This is a genomic window from Streptomyces sp. NBC_00503 (genome assembly GCF_036346895.1).
Lineage (GTDB): Bacteria > Actinomycetota > Actinomycetes > Streptomycetales > Streptomycetaceae > Streptomyces.
In genome coordinates, this window is the sequence record NZ_CP107855.1 from 1,651,362 (window position 1) to 1,669,571 (window position 18,210).

The 18,210-nt window shown below is 70.7% G+C and carries 18 protein-coding genes; 4 read left to right on the forward strand and 14 right to left on the reverse strand.

Annotated elements, in window-relative coordinates:
• Positions 1-2 precede the first annotated feature (2 nt).
• Together OG490_RS07745 and OG490_RS07750 are read right to left on the reverse strand one after the other, a co-directional pair.
• On the reverse strand, positions 3-734 hold the full coding sequence (locus OG490_RS07745) for a helical backbone metal receptor (protein ID WP_330300817.1): 732 nt from the start codon (positions 732-734) through the stop codon (positions 3-5).
• Positions 735-763: 29 nt separating this feature from the next.
• Complete coding sequence (locus OG490_RS07750) at positions 764-1,312, reverse strand: helix-turn-helix domain-containing protein (protein WP_330300818.1); 549 nt, start codon at positions 1,310-1,312, stop codon at positions 764-766.
• Positions 1,313-1,610: 298 nt separating this feature from the next.
• Between OG490_RS07750 and OG490_RS07755 the strand changes: the two genes are divergently transcribed.
• The 4 genes from OG490_RS07755 (at position 1,611) to OG490_RS07770 (ending at position 6,071) form a co-directional block, all read left to right on the forward strand.
• Positions 1,611-2,516: a 5'-3' exonuclease gene (locus tag OG490_RS07755; RefSeq protein ID WP_330300819.1), complete on the forward strand. Its 906-nt coding sequence runs from the start codon at positions 1,611-1,613 to the stop codon at positions 2,514-2,516.
• Positions 2,517-2,578: 62 nt separating this feature from the next.
• The gene (locus OG490_RS07760) at positions 2,579-3,424 is read left to right on the forward strand and encodes a siderophore-interacting protein (RefSeq protein ID WP_330295542.1); all 846 of its coding nucleotides are present in this window, start codon (positions 2,579-2,581) and stop codon (positions 3,422-3,424) included.
• A gap of 76 nt (positions 3,425-3,500) precedes the next feature.
• Positions 3,501-5,045, forward strand: a complete 1,545-nt coding sequence (locus tag OG490_RS07765; RefSeq protein ID WP_330295543.1) for a serine hydrolase — start codon at positions 3,501-3,503, stop codon at positions 5,043-5,045.
• Between the two features lie 33 nt (positions 5,046-5,078).
• Positions 5,079-6,071, forward strand: a complete 993-nt coding sequence (locus OG490_RS07770; RefSeq protein ID WP_330295544.1) for a pseudouridine synthase — start codon at positions 5,079-5,081, stop codon at positions 6,069-6,071.
• Positions 6,072-6,096: 25 nt separating this feature from the next.
• Here the strand turns inward: OG490_RS07770 and OG490_RS07775 are convergent, their stop codons facing one another.
• The 12 genes from OG490_RS07775 to pafA all read right to left on the reverse strand — a co-directional run bounded on the left by OG490_RS07775 (position 6,097) and on the right by pafA (position 18,208).
• Positions 6,097-6,750: a TetR/AcrR family transcriptional regulator gene (locus tag OG490_RS07775; RefSeq protein WP_330295545.1), complete on the reverse strand. Its 654-nt coding sequence runs from the start codon at positions 6,748-6,750 to the stop codon at positions 6,097-6,099.
• A 90-nt stretch (positions 6,751-6,840) separates the two neighbouring features.
• Positions 6,841-9,693, reverse strand: coding sequence for a DEAD/DEAH box helicase (locus OG490_RS07780; RefSeq protein WP_330295546.1), 2,853 nt, complete (start codon positions 9,691-9,693; stop codon positions 6,841-6,843).
• Positions 9,694-9,792: 99 nt separating this feature from the next.
• Positions 9,793-10,731 (reverse strand): diacylglycerol kinase, encoded by a 939-nt coding sequence (locus OG490_RS07785; RefSeq protein WP_330295547.1) that lies wholly within the window; start codon positions 10,729-10,731, stop codon positions 9,793-9,795.
• A 37-nt stretch (positions 10,732-10,768) separates the two neighbouring features.
• On the reverse strand, positions 10,769-11,734 hold the full coding sequence (gene tatC, locus OG490_RS07790; protein WP_330295548.1) for a twin-arginine translocase subunit TatC: 966 nt from the start codon (positions 11,732-11,734) through the stop codon (positions 10,769-10,771).
• A gap of 53 nt (positions 11,735-11,787) precedes the next feature.
• Positions 11,788-12,084, reverse strand: coding sequence for a Sec-independent protein translocase subunit TatA (gene tatA / locus OG490_RS07795; RefSeq protein WP_330295549.1), 297 nt, complete (start codon positions 12,082-12,084; stop codon positions 11,788-11,790).
• A gap of 282 nt (positions 12,085-12,366) precedes the next feature.
• Positions 12,367-12,567: a hypothetical protein gene (locus OG490_RS07800; RefSeq protein ID WP_330295550.1), complete on the reverse strand. Its 201-nt coding sequence runs from the start codon at positions 12,565-12,567 to the stop codon at positions 12,367-12,369.
• Positions 12,568-12,593: 26 nt separating this feature from the next.
• Positions 12,594-12,938 (reverse strand): hypothetical protein, encoded by a 345-nt coding sequence (locus tag OG490_RS07805; RefSeq protein WP_330295551.1) that lies wholly within the window; start codon positions 12,936-12,938, stop codon positions 12,594-12,596.
• Positions 12,939-12,988: 50 nt separating this feature from the next.
• Complete coding sequence (locus OG490_RS07810) at positions 12,989-13,972, reverse strand: helix-turn-helix transcriptional regulator (protein ID WP_330295552.1); 984 nt, start codon at positions 13,970-13,972, stop codon at positions 12,989-12,991.
• 281 nt (positions 13,973-14,253) lie between these two features.
• Positions 14,254-15,216, reverse strand: a complete 963-nt coding sequence (locus tag OG490_RS07815; protein WP_330295553.1) for a helix-turn-helix transcriptional regulator — start codon at positions 15,214-15,216, stop codon at positions 14,254-14,256.
• A gap of 150 nt (positions 15,217-15,366) precedes the next feature.
• Positions 15,367-15,744 carry an FKBP-type peptidyl-prolyl cis-trans isomerase gene (locus OG490_RS07820; RefSeq protein ID WP_330295554.1) on the reverse strand — a complete coding sequence of 126 codons (378 nt, stop codon included), beginning with the start codon at positions 15,742-15,744 and terminating at the stop codon, positions 15,367-15,369.
• A 46-nt stretch (positions 15,745-15,790) separates the two neighbouring features.
• Positions 15,791-16,720, reverse strand: a complete 930-nt coding sequence (locus tag OG490_RS07825) for an FKBP-type peptidyl-prolyl cis-trans isomerase (protein ID WP_330295555.1) — start codon at positions 16,718-16,720, stop codon at positions 15,791-15,793.
• A gap of 126 nt (positions 16,721-16,846) precedes the next feature.
• A complete protein-coding gene (gene pafA / locus OG490_RS07830) occupies positions 16,847-18,208 on the reverse strand; it encodes a Pup--protein ligase (RefSeq protein WP_250740364.1) in 1,362 nt (453 codons plus the stop codon).
• Positions 18,209-18,210 lie beyond the last annotated feature (2 nt).

The following is an 18,210-nucleotide window of genomic DNA, read 5'->3' on the forward strand; positions in this document are numbered from 1 at the left end:
GCCTAGTGCGTGTCGGCCGCGTGCAGGGCCGCCGCCAGCACGGCCGGAGCCTCGGACAGCGAGGGTCCGTACCAGGTCAGGTGGCGTCCGCTGAGGAGCGCGGCGGGCAGGCCGGGGAAGGCCTCGGGCCCGTCCCCGGCCGTGAAGCGGTACGGCTCGTCCGGGAGCACCACGAGATCGCAGCCCGCCGCAGCCAGCTCGGCCGCCGGGATCCTCGGGTAGCGCTCGGCGTGCCCGGCGTAGGCGTTGCGCACTCCGAGGCGGGCCAGCAGGTCCCCCGCGAAGGTGTCCCGGCCCAGCACCATCCAGGGCCTGCGCCAGATCGGTACGAAGGCCAGGCGCGGCACCCCGGCCGGGACCACCCGGGCCCACGCGGCCTCGGCGTCGGACAGCCACCCGGGCCGCTTCAGCCCCATGGCCCCCACCAGTAGCCGCTCCAGCTCGCTCAGTGCCTGCGGGAGGTCCCGTACCTCGGTGACCAGCACCTGGAGCCCGGCCGCCCGCAGCTCCGCGAGGTCGGGGGCCCGGTTCTCCTCCTCGTTGGCCACGACCAGGTCAGGGCGCAGCTCCGCGATCGCGCGCACGTCCGGGTTCTTCGTCCCCCCGACGCGCGCCACGTCCCCCAGCTCGGCGGGGGCCGGGTGGGTGCACCAGTCGGTCACACCGACCAGTGCCCCGGGCGCGCTCACCGCGATCGCCTCGGTCAGGGACGGTACGAGGGAGACGACCCGCATCCGGCTGCGCATCCGGCCCGGTGTCCCGCTCAGTGTCCGGGCGAGGGCGGTTCGGAGGTGGCGTGGATGTGGTCGCCGACCGCGACGATCAGGATCCGGGTGTCCTCGGTGACGGCCCGCCAGCGGTGCCGTACGCCACCGGACAGGAACAGCGCGTCGCCGTTCTCCAGCCGGTACGCCCGCCCTTCGGCCTCCACCTGGCAGGCGCCCGAGACCACGTACATCAGCTCGTCGTTGCGGTGCTGGTACTCGCGGCCGGCGTCCTGGTCCCCGGTGAACTCCAGTGCGTGCAGCTGGTGGTGCCCGCGCACGAGGGGCCGTACGCCGGGAACGGGGGTGAGCCCCGAATCGTCACCGGCCCGTACGAGGTCCACGGTGCGCGCGGTGTCCGAGGCGGCCAGCAGTTCCACGGCCGTGGTCTCCAGCGCGTCGGCGACCCGTTCCAGGGACCGCATGCTGGGCCGGGCCCGTTCGTTCTCTATCTGGCTCAGGAAGGGAACCGAGAGGCCGCTGCGGCCCGACACCGCGGCGAGGGTCAGACCGAGGGCCCGGCGGCGCTTGCGCACGGCCACGCCCACCCGGAGCGGTTCCTTGGAGTCCTTGTCCCTGTCCCGGTCCTTGTCGTCCGCGCCGCTGACGCCGTTGCTGACGTTCCTGCCGTTCTTGCCGTCGGTGCCATCCCTGTCGTCCATGGCGGGGCTGCCCTCCCCTTGTCCTGATCCGTCACACATCACACATCGCACGTTGGTGTGCTGTAAGCACCTTACGCAGCAACCGGCTCCGGTTTCGCGCTCAAGAGCCGAGGAGGCCGAACCTCACGCACTTTCCACCGGGCCTCAAGGCATCATCGAGATCGTGACGACGACACGACGCCTGATGCTCCTGGACACCGCCTCCCTCTACTACCGCGCGTACTTCGGTGTGCCGGATTCCGTGAAAGCCCCCGACGGCACCCCGGTCAACGCCGTGCGCGGCCTGCTCGACTTCATCGGCCGCCTCGTGCAGGACCACCGGCCCGACGACCTGGTCGCCTGCATGGACGCCGACTGGCGGCCGCACTGGCGGGTGGAGCTGATCCCCTCCTACAAGGCCCACCGGGTCGCCGAGGAGACCGAGACGGGCCCGGACCTCGAGGAGACCCCGGACACCCTCGCCCCGCAGGTACCGATCATCGAGGCCGCCCTGGACGCCTTCGGGATCGCCCGGGTGGGCGTCGCCGGCTACGAGGCGGACGACGTGATCGGCACCCTCACCACCCGCGCCACGGGCCCGGTGGACATCGTCACGGGCGACCGCGACCTCTACCAGCTGGTCGACGACGCGAAGGAGCGGCGCGTCCTGTACCCGCTGAAGGGGGTCGGCACCCTCCAGGTGACCGACGAGTCCTGGCTGCACGAGAAGTACGGGGTCGACGGCCCCGGCTACGCGAACCTGGCACTGCTGCGCGGCGACCCGAGCGACGGCCTGCCGGGCGTGCCCGGCGTAGGCGAGAAGACCGCGGCGAAGCTGCTGGACGCCTACGGGGACCTGGCCGGAATCATCGCCGCGATCGGGGATCCGAAGTCGAAGCTGACCCCCACCCAGCGCAAGCGGCTGGACGAGTCCCGGCCCTATCTGGCGGTGGCCCCCAAGGTGGTCCAGGTGGCCCGGGACGTTCAACTGCCCGCCTTCGATCCGGCCCTCCCGGCCGTGCCCGCCCACCCCGACGTGCTCGCCGCTCTGGGCCACCGGTGGGGTCTGGGTGGAGCAATTGAACGCCTGAGCAGCGCGCTGCGCCGATGAGGTGCTAACTTAGGTAATCCTAAGCTTCACGGAAGTCAGGGTCAGGGAGTCAAGGAGACGTCGTGGCAGAAGGACGCGTCCGCAAGGTCGGCACCGCAGTCGTCGTGCGCACCGAGCGGTTGACCCCGCACATGGTGCGGATCGTGCTGGGCGGTGACGGGCTGGCCGGTTTCGGCGCGGGCGCGTACACCGACCACTACGTGAAGATCCTCTTCCCGCCCGAGGGCGTCACCTACGACTCCCCGTGGGACCTGGACCGGATCCGCATGACGCATCCGCGCGAGGAATGGCCCCGCCAGCGCGCGTACACCGTGCGCGCCTGGGACCCGGCACTCCGTGAGCTGACCCTCGATTTCGTGGTCCACGGGGACGAAGGACTGGCCGGCCCCTGGGCGGCCCGCGTCCAGCCGGGTGAACTCGTACGATTCCTCGGCCCGGGCGGCGGCTACGCCCCGGCCCCGGCGGCCGGCTGGCACCTCCTCGTCGGCGACGAGAGCGCGCTGCCGGCGATCGGCGCGGCGATGGAGCGGATGCCGGCCGGCGCCCGGGTCCACGCGCTGGTGGAGGTCGAGGGACCGCAGGACGAGCAGCGGATCGCCACCCCGGACGGCATCGTCCCGGTCTGGATCCACCGCGGCTCCCGCCCCGTGGGCGAGGCCCTGACGGAAGCCGTCCGGGCCCTGTCCTTCCCCTCCACGGACGTGCACGCCTTCGTCCACGGCGAGGCCGGCTTCGTGAAGTCGCTCCGCCGCCACCTGCGCCTGGAACGCGGCATCCCCCGCGAACGCCTGTCGATCTCCGGGTACTGGCGCCTGGGCGAAACCGACGAGGGCTGGCGCGCGATCAAGAGCGACTGGAACGCGCGGGTGGAAGCGGAGCAGGAACAGCTCCTCGCCACGGCGTCCTGACCGCCGGACAACTCTGACGTCTGCGGACCGACCGTCCTGCCGGGCGGGTTCACCCAAGCGGCGGGACAATGGCCGCATGCGTACGCTCCGTGCACTCGGCACAGCCGGAGCCGCCGCACTCCTGGTCACCACCGGGACGGCCGCGGCGGCCACCCCACCCAGCCCGCCTCCGCAGCCGAAGGCGCAGCTCACCGACGCCCAGGTCGACAGGGCGGTGCACCGCCTCGACCAGACCGTCGCGGACATGATGCGGAGCACCGGTGTGCCCGGCATCTCCGTCGCCGTCGTCCACGATGACCACGTGATCTACCTCAAGGGCTTCGGCGTCCGCCGCGTCGGCGAGCCGGGCGCGATCGACCCGGACACCGTCTTCCAACTCGCCTCCGTCTCCAAGCCGATCACCTCCACCATCGCCGCCGGCGCCCTCAAGGCCCCCCAAGACTTCGACCGGCCCGTCGACCTGCCCGGCTTCACGCTCAAGGACCCCTGGGTCACCGGGCACGTCTCCGCCGCCGACCTGCTGTCCCACCGCAGCGGCCTCCCGGACCACGCCGGGGACCTCCTCGAAGACCTCGGGTACGACCAGTCGTACATCCTGGACCACATGCGCCTGGAGCCGCTGACCGAGTTCCGCGCGAGCTACGCCTACACCAATTTCGGTTTCACCGCCGCCGCCGAGGCCATCGCCAGGACGCACGGGGTCAGTTGGCAGAAGCTTGCCGAAGACACCCTCTTCAAACCGGCCGGCATGACGCACACCAGCACCGAGTTCTCCGCCTTCGCGCACGCGCCCGACCACGCAGCCACGCACGTCAAGAACCCCGACGGCACCTGGAGCCCCCGCTACGTCCGCGATCCCGATGCCCAGGCACCGGCCGGCGGGGTCAGCTCCACCGCCCGTGACATGGCCCGCTGGCTGCGCCTCCAGCTGGGCGACGGCGTACTCGACGGGAAGCGGATCATCCCCGCCGACAACCTCGCCCGCACCCGCCTCCCCGAGATCGTCTCCCAGCCGAAGAACGCCCAGGGCAGGCCCGACTTCTACGGGCTCGGCTGGAACGTCTCCTACGACAGCGCCGGCCGGCTCCGCCTCAGCCACTCCGGGGGCTTCGAACTCGGCGCCAACACCAACGCCACCATGCTCCCCCTGGAGAAGCTCGGGATCGTCGTCCTGACCAACGGCGCCCCCGTCGGCGTGGCCGACGCCATCGCCCTGGACTTCTTCGACATCGCCCAGAACGGCAAGTCCACCGCCGACTGGCTCCCCCTGCTGGCCTCCCTCTACGCCCAGGTCCTCGGCGCCGGCCACTCCCCCACCGACTACGCCCACCCGCCGACCGCGGCGAAGCCCGCCAAGGCCGACACCGCGTACACGGGGACCTACAACAGCCCGTACTACGGCAAGGCCACCGTCGCCGCGAACCCCGACGGCAGCGGCCTGACCCTCTCCCTCGGTCCCAAACCCCAGCGCTACCCGCTGACCCACTACGACGGCGACACCTTCAGCTTCGAGACCGCGGGCGAGAACGCGGTGGGCCGCACCGGGGTGTTCTTCACCGACGGCGCCCTGCGCGTCGAACACCTCGACGCCAACCACCTGGGCACCTTCACCCGCGGATAGCCGCACGCCCCGTACCCCCTAGCCTGTATCGCGATGAAGCGCAGATCCCACATCCCCGAATCGCCCCTGCCCCAGGTCTCCGGCATCGACCCGGTCCGCATGCGGCTGCCCCCCGACCCGGACGGGATGTGGCCGGATCTCGGCTCCTACCTCACGGCGCGCTACGAGGGCACGCGCGGCTCCGAGTCCATGGCCCGCCTGCTCGCGGGCGGCCGGGTGCTGGGCGTCGGCGGCCGGGTGCTGCGGCCGGAGGACCCGTACGAGCCGGGGGCCTTCCTCTGGTTCCACCGGGACATGCCGCCCGAGCCGGTGGTGCCCTTCCCGATCGGGGTCGTGCACCGCGACGAGCACCTGCTGGTGATCGACAAGCCGCATTTCCTGGCGACCACCCCGCGCGGCAGCCACGTCTTCCAGACGGCCCTGGCCCGGCTCCGGGTGGAGCTGGGCCTGCCCGCGCTGAGCCCGGCGCACCGGCTGGACCGGATGACGGCCGGGCTGGTGCTGTTCAGCATCCGCCCCGAGGACCGCGGCGCCTACCAGCTGCTCTTCCAGGAGCGGCGGATCAGCAAGGAGTACGAGGCGCTGGCGCCCCACGACCCGGCGGTGGAGTTCCCCCGGATCCTGCGCAGCCACATCGAGAAGGTCCGCGGGGTGATGGCCGCGGTGGAGGTGGAGGGCGTGGAGCCCAATGCCGAGACCCTGGCCGAACTCGTCGAGACCAGGGGCGACTTGGGTCGCTACCGGCTGACTCCGCACACCGGGCGCACCCACCAGCTGCGGGTGCACATGAACAGTCTCGGTCTGCCGATCCTGGGCGACCCGGTGTATCCGGTGGTCGGCGATCCCGCGCCGGACGACTACCGCCGCCCACTCCAACTCCTGGCCCGCACCCTTGAGTTCACCGATCCGGTCACCGGGATCGCGCACCGCATCGAAAGCGGCCTGAACCTCCAGGCCTGGGAGGACCGGTCCGCCTGGGAAGCGGGCCCCGCGAGCGCGGCCGCAGAGCCGCACCCACCCCAGTAGGCCGCACTCACCCCAGTAGGGGGTCTCACCGGCCGCCGGTTCCCGCGATCCGCAGCGCCGCGTCGGCGGTGGCCTCCGCGAAAGCGGCCACGGGGCGCGCCGGATCGGAGCGGTGGATCAGCATGACCCCTTCGATGAGGCCGAAGACCAGGTCGTTGCGGAGCACCAATCCGGCCCGGTCACCGGCGAGTTCGACGCCGACACAGGTGGCGTCGAGCAACTCCCGGTAGGCGTCCTTGAGTTCGAGGCGCATCCGCACGAAGTGGGCGAACCGCGAGCCGTCCACCTCGGGCAGCAGGTAGAGGGCGCCAAGGTTGTACGGACCGCCGCACAGCAGCAGCACGTCGGCGCGGCACAGCTCCCACAGCCGGCGGGTGGCGGGCCGGTCCGTCTCCAGGAGCAGCCTTCGGGCCAGCACCAGCGAGGGTGCGACCGTGGACTCCAGGAGTTCGGCGAGGAGTTCCTCCTTGCCGGAGAAGTAGTGGTACATCGTGGCCTGGCGCATTCCGGCCCGTTCGGCCACCGCCCGCGTGGTGGTGGCCGCGTACCCCTTGACCGTGAACAGCTCGGCCGCCGCGTAGAGGAGTTCCTCCCGCGGCGGCCTGCCGCTGTCCGGCCTCAGCTGATCGGCGCGTGGCCGACCGACCCGTCTCGGACCTTCGCCCGTTCCCCCAGTCATGGCCCGATCGTCGCACAGCACTGGCCGAATTGATCATGGCGAGAGGTCAGATCCGGCCATGACCGGAACTAGAGGAAGGTCCAAGTCCCCTTAGCCCACGGAGCTGTAGGCCACCACACCCCGCAGCAGCGCGTCCACGGCCTTACGGGCATTACGGGCCACCGTACTGCCGCCCGCCGAGGACGGCGGAGCGGAGGAGGAGGGCGCCGCGGCGGCAACCTGCCCCAGGACGTCGATGACCTGCTTGCACCAGCGCACGAAGTCGCCCGCCGGCATCTCCGCCTCGCGCAGCACCTCGTCCAGGCCCTTGTCGGAGGCCCACTGGTACGCCGCCCACGCGAAGCCGAGGTCCGGCTCGCGCTGGCCCACGCCCTCCGCCTGGTTGATGCCGTGCTCCTCCTCCAACGCGTCGAGGCGGCCCCAGATGCGGACCATCTCGCCCAGCGCCGCCTTCGCCGCGCCACCCGGCACCTTCGGCGCGACCGCGTCGTCGGACTGCCGCGCCTCGAAGACCAGCGCCGAGACGCAGGCCGCCAGCTCGGCCGGACTCAGCCCCTCCCAGATGCCCGCCCGCAGGCATTCCGACGCCAGCAGGTCGAGCTCTCCGTAGAGCCTGGCCAGACGCCGGCCGTGCGGAGTGACCTCGTCCTCGCGCAGGTAGTCCAGATCGGTCAGCAGCGCGTGGATCCGGTCGAAGGTGCGGGCGATGGTGTTCGTCCGGCCCTCGATGCGCCGCTCCAGCTGCTGCGTGTCCCGCTGCAGCCGGTGGTAGCGCTCCGCCCAGCGGGCGTGGTCCTCCCGCTCGTCGCAGCCGTGGCACGGGTGCGCCCGCAGCTCGGTGCGCAGCCGCGAGATCTCCCGGTCGTCCGCCGCGGCCGCCCGGCCGCCCCGGTGCCGCTCCACCGTGATGTGCCCGGCCTTGACGCGCAGTTGGGACGCCAGGTCCCGGCGCGACTGCGGGGACTTCGGGTTGAACGTCTTGGGGATCCGCATCCGCTCGATGGCCTCCACCGGAACCGGGAAGTCGATCGCGGCGAGCCGCTTGACCTGCCGCTCCGCGGTGAGCACCAGCGGGCGCGGACCCTCGGTGTACTCGTGCCCGCGGTGCCCGTTGGACCGCCCGGCCGGCACGCCCGGGTCCAGGACCAGCGCCAGCCCGGCGAACTTGCCGGTGGGCACGTGGATGATGTCGCCCGGCTTCAGCTTCTCCAGCGAGGAGGCCGCCTGCACCCGGCGCTGCGCCGCACCCTGCTTGGCGAGGTCGTTCTCACGGTCCTTGAGGTCGCGGCGCAGCCGCGCGTACTCCTCGAAGTTCCCCAGGTGGCAGGTCATGCCCTCCCGGTAGCCCTCCAGCCCCTCCTCGTTGCGCTGCACCTGCCGGGAGATCCCGACGACCGAGCGGTCGGCCTGGAACTGCGCGAAGGAGGTCTCCAGCAGCTCGCGCGAGCGGTGCCGCCCGAACTGCTGGACCAGGTTGACCGCCATGTTGTACGAGGGCTTGAAGCTGGAACGCAGCGGATACGTACGGGTACCCGCGAGCCCGGCCAGACCCGCCGGGTCCATGCCCCGCTGCCACAGCACCACCGCGTGGCCCTCGACGTCGATGCCGCGCCGCCCGGCACGGCCGGTGAGCTGCGTGTACTCGCCGGGGGTGATGTCGGCGTGCTGCTCGCCGTTCCACTTGACCAGCTTCTCCAGGATGACCGTGCGCGCGGGCATGTTGATGCCCAGCGCCAGGGTCTCGGTGGCGAAGACGGCCTTCACCAGACCCCGTACGAACAGCTCCTCGACGACCTCCTTGAAGGTGGGCAGCATGCCCGCGTGGTGCGCGGCGATGCCCCGCTCCAGGCCTTCGAGCCACTCGTAGTACCCCAGGACGTGCAGGTCCTCGGCGGGGATCGCCGAGGTCCGCTCCTCGACGATCTCGCGGACCTTAAGGCGCGCCGTGTCGTCGTTGAGCCGCAGCCCCGCGTACAGGCACTGCTGGACGGCGGCCTCGCAGCCGGCCCGGCTGAAGATGAAGTTGATGGCGGGCAGCAGCCCGTCACCGTCGAGGCGGGCGATGACCTCGGGACGCGAAGGGGTCCAGATCCGGCCGCGCGAGCGCCGCTCGCGCTCGCGGTCGGCCTCGCGGACCATCTTTCCGCGCCGCCGGTCCTTCGGGTTGTAGCGGCTGGTGTTCTCCTCGCGCGCCATCCGCAGGAGGTCGGGGTTGACCTCGCGGCGCGCGGAGCCGCGGCCGCCGTGGTCGGACTCCTCCTCGAAGAGGTCGTAGATCCGCCGGCCGGCCATGACGTGCTGCCACAGCGGTACGGGCCGCTCCTCGGAGACGATCACCTGGGTGTCGCCGCGCACCGTGTCCAGCCAGTCGCCGAACTCCTCGGCGTTGGAGACGGTGGCGGAGAGCGAGACCAGGGTCACCGACTCGGGGAGGTGGATGATCACTTCCTCCCAGACGGCTCCGCGGAACCGGTCGGAGAGGTAGTGGACCTCGTCCATCACGACGTAGCCCAGACCCAGCAGCGACTGCGAGCCCGCGTACAGCATGTTGCGGAGCACCTCGGTGGTCATGACGACCACCGGAGCCTCGGAGTTGACGCTGTTGTCGCCGGTGAGCAGGCCGACCTTGTCGGCGCCGTAGCGCTTGGCGAGGTCGGCGTACTTCTGGTTCGACAGGGCCTTGATGGGCGTCGTGTAGAAGCACTTGCGGCCCTGCGCGAGCGCCAGGTGCACGGCGAACTCGCCGACGATCGTCTTGCCCGAGCCGGTCGGGGCGGCGACGAGGACGCCCTTGCCTGCCTCAAGTGCCTTGCAGGCCTCGATCTGGTACGGATCCAGATCGAATTCGTACATCTCGCGGAACGGCCACAGGGCGGTGGCCTCTTCGGCGGCGCGGATCCGGGAAGCGGCGTACCGCTCGGCGGGTGAAAGTTCTTCGGTCATCTTGTTATCGAGCCTACCCGCCGCCTCCGACAACAGTCGCGATCTTTATGGCGAGCTCCCACGAGGTCCGGTTGTCCTACGACACGAGGTCCCGCCGTCCTACGACAGGAGACGCAGGGCCCCCGGGACGCACTCCGCGCCCACCGGAAGCGGCCCCAGCGGCTCCCCGTCCGCGTAGGCCGTGATGCCGGCCGCCTCCAGGGTCACCTTCGCGGCCCGGTGCACGGTGACCTTCGGGTGCGAGAGATGGGTTCCCCGGTACACGCGCGGGAACACCTTCAGCAGGGTGGCGCGGCTGCAGTCCCCGACGACCGTGACGTCGAACAGCCCGTCGTCCGGCTCGGCGTCCGCGCAGATGCGCATCCCGCCGCCGTACGAGGACCCGTTGCCGACGGCCACCAGCGTGGCCTCGGTCTCGATGACCGGACCGCCGTCCAGGGTGATCCGGTACGGGAAGGGCCGGAAGGCGGCCAGTTCCGCGACCATCGCCAGGTCGTACTTGAACTTCCCGACCGGCAGCCGCATCCGGTTGCCCCGGTCGTTGACCCGCGAGTCGAAGCCGGAGCACAGCACGGTCCCGTACCAGGTGCCGTCACCGCCACCGGCGCCCCCGCCCGCGCTGCCGCTCGCTCCGGCGCCCGGGGTGACCCGGCCCAGGTCTATCTCGCGGATCCGGCTCGCCTTGAGCGCCTCGGCGGCCAGCCGCCCCGCCCGCGCGGGATCCCGTACGGGCAGTCCCGTGGCGCGCGCGAAATCGTTCCCGGTGCCCACCGCGACCACTCCCAGCGGTACCAGGGTCCCGGCCACCGCCTGCAGCGCCAGGGAGACCATGCCGTCGCCGCCCACCGCGATCACCGCACCGGTGCCCGCTCGGACGGCCGCGCGCAGCCGGGCCAGGGCGTCCGGTCCATCGGCACCGACGACGGTCCGTACGGAGAAACCGGCGTCCCGGAGCGCGGAAGCGGCCGGCTGCGCGGCGTGCGCGCCCCGGCCGCGTCCGGCTGTGGGATTGACGAAGAGGGTGATCTCAGCACTCACCCGGGGGAATGTACCTGTCAGGCTCGGTCGGCGTCGATCACGTGGCGTCGTCGTAACCGTTGATCCGCGCCCGGCCGCCGTCGGCCTGCTCGGGCAGGGCGCTGGGGGACGGAACGGACTCGATCTCGCCGAGCGCCCCAGGGGTCAGGTCCAGCTCGGCGGCCTCGTCGTCGTCGAGTTCCGCGTCGGGGTTGGACTTCTTGCGCCTGCGGTCGTTGATCATGCAGATGCCCAGCGCGATGAAGTACAGGGCGATGATCGGGGAGGCCAGCGACATCATGGTGAGCGGGTCACCGGTGGGAGTCGCGAACGCCGCGAAGATCGTGATGCCCAGCACCATCGCGCGCCACCAGCTCAGCAGCCGCTTCGCGGTCAGCACGCCGGTGAAGTTGAGCAGGATCAGCAGCAGCGGCAGCTCGAAGGCCAGACCGAAGACGACGACCATGCGCGTCACGAGGTCGAGGTAGTCGTCGACCGGCAGCAGGTTTCGCGCGTCGGCCGGAGTGAACTCGAGCAGGATCACCGCGGTCTGCGGAAGGATCTTGTACGCGAGAACCGCGCCGGCACCGAACAGCGGGGCGCCGACCGCCACGAAGCCGATCGCGTACTTCTTCTCGTTGCTGTGCAGACCCGGAGCCACGAAGGCCCAGAGCTGGTACAGCCACACCGGCGCGGAAAGCACCACACCGGCCGTCAGGGAAACCTTGAGCGCGATGGAGAAGGGCGCGATGAGGCCGTTGACCGTCATGTCGGCACAAGGACGGCCGTTGCGCTGCTCCACCACACCGTTGGTGCAGCCGACGGAGTCCAGCATCGGCTTCAGCATGAAGTCGATGATGTCCTTGTAGTACACCGCGGCCACGATGGTGATCAGGAGGACCGCGACGACCGCCTTCAGCAGACGGTTTCTCAGCTCACGCAGGTGCTCGACGAGAGGCATCCGCCCTTCGGCGTCCTTCGCCTTCTGATCCAGCTTCTCCTGCTTGCGGGCAGACTTGAGCAACCCACGTCCCTTGTCTCGTCGCAGATGACTGGCCCGGCCGTGGCCGGCCGGAGTCAGCTCTGGGTGGTGTGGTTGGTCTCGTTGACGGGCCGGGCGCTGGTGACGTCACCGGGCGAGGCCTGGATCGTGCGCGGGGCCGCGGCCTGCTGCTGCGGAGCCGGGTCGGCAACGGAAGCGGCAGTGCCGTCCTCGGCCTCGCCGTCCTTCTTCATCGCCTTCGCCTCGCTCTTGAGGATGCGGGCGGACTTGCCGAGCGAGCGGGCCATGTCGGGAAGCTTCTTGGCACCGAACAGCAGGAAGATCACGGCGACGATCAGGAGGATCTCGAGGGGCTTCAGGTTGCCGATCATGTGTGTCTTCCTTCTCACCGAAACGGCTGGTTGTGGTCGCAGGCGGCCCGGACCTGGATCCGTGAACCGCTCTGACAAGGATCGTAACCCCCGGGGGTTAACGCCCGGCAATCCCCTGAGGCATCGCCGCGCGCGTGGTCAGACAGTACGACGGTTGCCCCACCATGGCTATGGCCCCGGGCCATGGCCTGCGAGAACGGCGGGTTCGCGGACCGTTCCTATAGATGCCGGACCGTTCCTGTAGGCGCTGCGGCCTCCAGGTACTGCGGCCTCGCACAGGTACTACGGCATCGCGGAGCGCCCCGACCTGGCCAGGTCGGTCGCGGCCCGCTCCAGATCACTCGAGGCGTCCGCGATCCGTCGGCCGGCGTCCGCCACCTGGCAGGAGAGCCTGCGCACCTCCACGAAGACCCGTACCGCGAGCACGGCGAGGACGGCGAGCCCGAGGAAGCCCAGAGCGATTGCGAACATCGGCCACAGCATGACCAGAGCCTAGGCCACCGGCCGGGTCAGACACTGCGCAGGGTGCTCACGCCGCCACCGGTCAGCAGCTCCACGATGCGCTCACCGGCCGGCTTGCGGACCGCCGCCCCGCACTCGGGGCAGGTGAAGGAGTAGAAGGTGGTCCGCCTGCTGCCGCCGATCGCCAGACGCAGGGCCCCCGCGTCCAGCTCGAAGCGGGCCCGGCAGTCGGGACAGGCCGCCGTGAAGGCGACCGGCCCGGGAGCCGCCGCCCCGGGAGCGCCCGTACCGGAAGGGAGCGGACCTGAAGGGACCGGACCTGAAGCAGCAGGACCCGAAGCAGCCGGACCGGAGGCGGCCCGACCGGCGGAATCGGACGGTACGGCCCGCACCGGCACGTCCCGCGGTCCTGGTGGCGTCGGCGACATCGTGCGGAGCCCCCTCAGACCTGTTCCCCAGCAGCCGAGTCCTCGTACGCGGCCAACGCCTCCCGGGCCGCCCGGCGCGCACTGTCCGCCAGCTCCACGGGGGCCACGATGCGCCCCTCGCGGCCCAGCCGCAGCGCGAGACGGCGCAGCGAAGCCGGATCGGGGCTGCGCAGGGTGATCCGCAGACCGCCCTCGGGCAGCTCCTCCGCACTGTCGTGCGGGTAGTACTCGGCGACCCAGCGCCCGCCGGGACCGACCTCGACCACGACCTCCGGGTCCTCGGCAGCCGGCTGCACCAGCCCCTCCGACAGGTCGCGCGGCTCGATCGCGGGCGGATCGGCCCGCTCGTCCAGCAGCCGGATCTCGGCGACCCGGTCCAGCCGGAAGGTGCGCCGCGCCTCCGAGAGGTGGCACCACCCCTCCATGTACGTGTGGCCGACGGCGAAGAGCCGGATCGGATCCACCTTGCGCTCGGTGAGCTCGTCACGGGCGGGCGAGTAGTAGCGCAGCCACAGCCGGCGCCGCTCCGCGATGGCCCGGTCCACATCGGCGAAGACCCCGCCCTCGGACTCGAAGGTCACCGAGAGCCGGGAGCTGGCCCCGGCGGCCTCGCCCGCGGCCGCCTCCAGCTTGGCGGTGGCCCGCAGCAGGGCGTCCCGGTCGCTCTCGCGCAGCCCCGGCAGGGTGGCCACCGCGCGGGCGGCGACCAGCAGCGCCGTCGCCTCGTCGGCGGCCAGCCGCAGCGGCTCCGCGGTGGACTCCCCCGAGGCGTCGGGGTTGCGCCACCAGATGCGCTCCCCGTCGGTGTCGATGTCGAGCAGGTCCCCGCCGCGGAAACTGGTTCCGCACATGGGGAGCACGTCGAGGTCCGAGATCAGCTCGTCCTCGGTGATCCCGAACGCGCGGGCGACGTCGGCGACGTGCGCGCCGGGGCGCTCGCGCAGGTACGTCACCAGGGACAGCATCCGGCGCGTCTGGTCGATGGCGTTGGCAGCCATGCTGGTACGTCTCCCCCTCAGGGCACGTGCTACGGGATTGGGGCAGCCCCGCGGGACCTCCCCGCGGAACCGGGCCCGGCCACCGGATCGGCGCCGGACCTGCGCGAACGGGCTAGTGCCGCGTCAGGCAGCGTTTGCCCGTTGAGGAGCGGCGTCCGGTGCGTGCTCTCGGTGCGCCGGCCGGAAGCGCTCGTACTGGACGTACTTGGCTTTCGGCCGGTGCGGCGAGAGTGCGTGCCGGGCGTTGCGACGGGGCGAACGTTGCCTGACGCGGCACTGGGTCAGCCCTTGGCCACGGCGCGCAGCCGGTCGATCACGTCGGCCCGCAGATCGGCGGGCTCCACCACGACCACGTCGGGGCCGAACTCCACCAGCCAGGCGTCGAGCCCGTGCCCGTACGGGATCTCCAGCTCGTCCCAGCCCTCCCCGCCCGCGCTCTCGCGCACGGCGGTGGCCTTGGCCCGCAGCGGATAACCCGCACCGGCCCGCAGCCGGATCAGCGCGGAGCGGTCCCCGCCCTCACCGGCCCAGCTCGCCACGGTCTCCCGCACCGTCACCACGTCGGGGACCTCGGCGGTGTACTTGGCCGCGCGCGAACGGACCTTCCCCGTGATCCGGGAGAGCCGGAACACCCGCTCCGCCCCGCGGTCGCGGTCGAAGCCGGCCAGGTACCAGTGGCCGCGCCAGCACTCCAGCGCCCACGGCTCGACCTGACGGGTCTCGGGGCGGGCCGCGTTGGACCTGCGGTAGTCGAAGACCACCGGACGGCGGTCGCGGCAGGCCAGCATCAGCGGTTCGAACGCCGCCTCGTGGACCGGGATCCGCGGTTCGATGGCACTGTGCTGGCCCTCGTAGGGATCCCCGGCCTCGGGCATGCCCCCGGCCCGCAGCTTCTGCAGGGCGCCACTGGCCGCTCCGGCCAGCCGCGCCTGCTGCCACACCTTCGCCGCGAGCCCCAGGGCCGCGGCCTCCTCGGCATCCAGCGCCACGGGCGGAAGCCGGTTGCTGTCGCGGCGTGCCAGGTAACCGGTGTCGCCCTCCAGGTTCTCGACGGTCTCGATGACCAGCCCGAGCTCCCGCAGATCGTCCTTGTCCCGCTCGAACATCCGGTTGAAGGAGTCGTCGTTCCCGGCTTCCATGTACGCCTCGATGGAACCGCGCAGTTCGCGCTTGCTGAGCGGCCGACGCGTCCCCAGCAGACACAGCGCCAGATTCATCAGCCGCTCGGCCTTGGCAATCGCCATCGAGCCCCATCCGCCCTTCTCGCCGCGCGGTCCCTCGCACCCCGACCGCGTACACCCTCGTGACCGTTGACCGTACCGCCCCGGTCCGCCTGGGCAAAAGCGAGGGCCCCTGCCGAACGGCAGGGGCCCCACGACTTCACAGCCGACCGGTCAGGCGGCCATCAGGTCGCACACGAAGATCAGCGTCTCGCCCGGCTTGATGGCACCGCCGGCGCCACGGTCGCCGTACGCGAGGTGGGCCGGGATCGTCAGCTTGCGACGGCCGCCGACCTTCATGCCCTGGACACCCTGGTCCCAGCCGGAGATGACCTGGCCGATACCGAGCGTGAACGGCAGCGGGGCGCCGCGGTTCCAGGAGGCGTCGAACTCTTCGCCGGTGGAGAAGGCCACACCCACGTAGTGGACGGACACGTTGGATCCGGCCTTGGCCTCCGCGCCGTCGCCGACCCAGATGTCCTCGATCACGAGGTCGGCCGGGACATCGCCCTCGGGGAAGTCGATCTCGGGCTTCTCGAGCTTGTCGCTCACGGTACTGCTCCTCAAACGTACGAACAGGGGGACAACCGGGACAGTCTTACACCACGGCGAGGATGTCGAGGCTGAAGACCAGCGTCGAGTTGGCCGGGATGGTGCCCTGCTCCTTGTCGCCGAACCCCTGGTCCGGCGGGATCACCAGCAGGACGCGGCTGCCGACCTTCTTGCCGACCAGACCGTCCTTGAGACCCTTGACCGAAAGCTGGGCCATCGGCCAGGTCACCGACTGGTCGGTGGCGTACGTGCTCTCGAAGGACTTGTCGTCCTTCCACGTCTTGCCGTTGAACTTGACCACCACGTTGTCGGTGTCCTTGACGACCGCGCCGTCACTCTCCAGCACGTAGTCCGACACCAGCTTGGCCGGCGGCGTGACGTCCTTGGGGACCGTCACGGCGACTTCCTTGCCGTCCGTGTTCGTACCGACCTTGGGCAGGTCCTTGTTCTCCTGCGGAACTTCCTTGCCCTTGGCCGAAGCCGGGATGGACGTTCCCTTGACGATGTCCACGACGAAGACCAGCGTGGCATTCGGCTTGATGTCGGCGCCCTGACCCTGCGCCCCGTACCCGAGGTCCGGCGGAATCACGAGCTCCAGACGGCTGCCGACCTTCTTGCCCTCAAGGCCCTGGTCCCAGCCCTTGATGACCTGGCCGGCGCCGATGGTCACGTCGAACGGCTTGCCCTTGCCGAAGCTCTGGTCGAACGGCTTCGTACCGTCCCAGACCTGACCGAGGTAGTTGACCTGGGCGGCGTCGCCCTTCTTCAGCGCCGGGCCGTCGCCCTCACTGATGGTCACCACCTTCAGTTCCTTCGGCGGGGTGCCCGACCCCTTCGCCAGGGTGGGGCTCTCACCGAACTTGGCGCCCTTCGTGATCGCGGGCACCCCGTTCTTCATCTCGGAGCCGCTGTCGCCACAGGCCGCTGTCGAAAGCAGCAGAAGGGGTACGACAAGCAGGCCGGCAAGTCGGCGCACGTGTTCCTCAGATCTCAGACGGCACATAGGTCGTCGCCACTCTAAGGCGTGCACAGGGCCCCGTACGAGATTCGTACGGGGCCCTGTCCCAGATCAGTGGTACGTCACACCACGCGCCGCGGCGCCCTACATCCCCGCGATCAGCTTCTCCACCCGGTCGTCCACCGACCGGAACGGGTCCTTGCACAGCACCGTGCGCTGCGCCTGGTCATTGAGCTTCAGATGCACCCAGTCGACCGTGAAGTCCCGCCGCTGCTCCTGCGCACGACGGATGAAGTCACCGCGCAGCCGCGCCCTCGTCGTCTGCGGAGGCACCGACTTGCCCTCGAAGATCTTGAGGTCGTTGCAGATCCGCGCCGCCTGCCCCTTGCGCTCCAGCAGGTAGTACAGCCCGCGCCGGCGGTGGATGTCGTGGTAGGCGAGGTCTATCTGAGCCACCCGCGGATTCGACATCGTCATGTTGTGCTTGGCCCGGTACCGCTCGATCAGCTGGTACTTCATCACCCAGTCGATCTCGGTCCCGATCCGGTCCAGGTCCTCCGCGTCGATCGCGTCCAGGGTCCGGCCCCACAGCTCCAGCACCTGGTCCACGACACCCTCGCGGATGCCCCGCCGCTCGGCGAAGTCCACCGCCTTGTCGTAGTACTCGCGCTGGATCTCCAGCGCCGAGGCCTCCCGGCCGCTCGCCAGGCGCACCTTGCGCTGACCGGTGATGTCGTGGCTGACCTCGCGGATCGCCCGGATCGGGTTCTCCAGCGTCAGATCCCGCATCACCGTGCCCGCCTCGATCATGCGCAGCACCAGATCGGTCGCCCCGACCTTGAGCAGCATGGTCGTCTCGGACATGTTCGAGTCGCCCACGATCACGTGCAGACGGCGGTACCGCTCGGCATCCGCGTGCGGCTCGTCTCGCGTGTTGATGATCGGCCGCGAACGGGTCGTGGCAGAGCTGACGCCCTCCCAGATGTGCTCGGCCCGCTGGCTCACGCAGTACACCGCACCCCGCGGCGTCTGCAGCACCTTGCCCGCGCCGCAGATCAACTGCCGCGTGACGAGGAACGGGATGAGAATGTCCGCCAGCCGGGAGAATTCCCCGTGCCGGGCCACCAGGTAGTTCTCGTGGCAGCCGTACGAGTTTCCCGCCGAGTCGGTGTTGTTCTTGAACAGATAGACGTCGCCCGCGATTCCCTCCTCGTGCAAGCGGCGTTCGGCGTCGACGAGCAGGCCCTCGAGAATGCGCTCGCCGGCCTTGTCGTGGGTGACCAGTTCGATCAGGTTGTCGCATTCGGGAGTTGCATACTCCGGATGCGAACCCACGTCGAGGTAGAGGCGGGCGCCGTTCCGCAGGAAGACATTGCTGCTGCGGCCCCATGACACAACACGGCGGAAGAGGTAGCGCGCCACTTCGTCAGGAGACAGTCGGCGCTGTCCCCTGAACGTGCACGTGACGCCGTACTCGTTCTCCAGCCCGAAAATGCGGCGGTCCATGA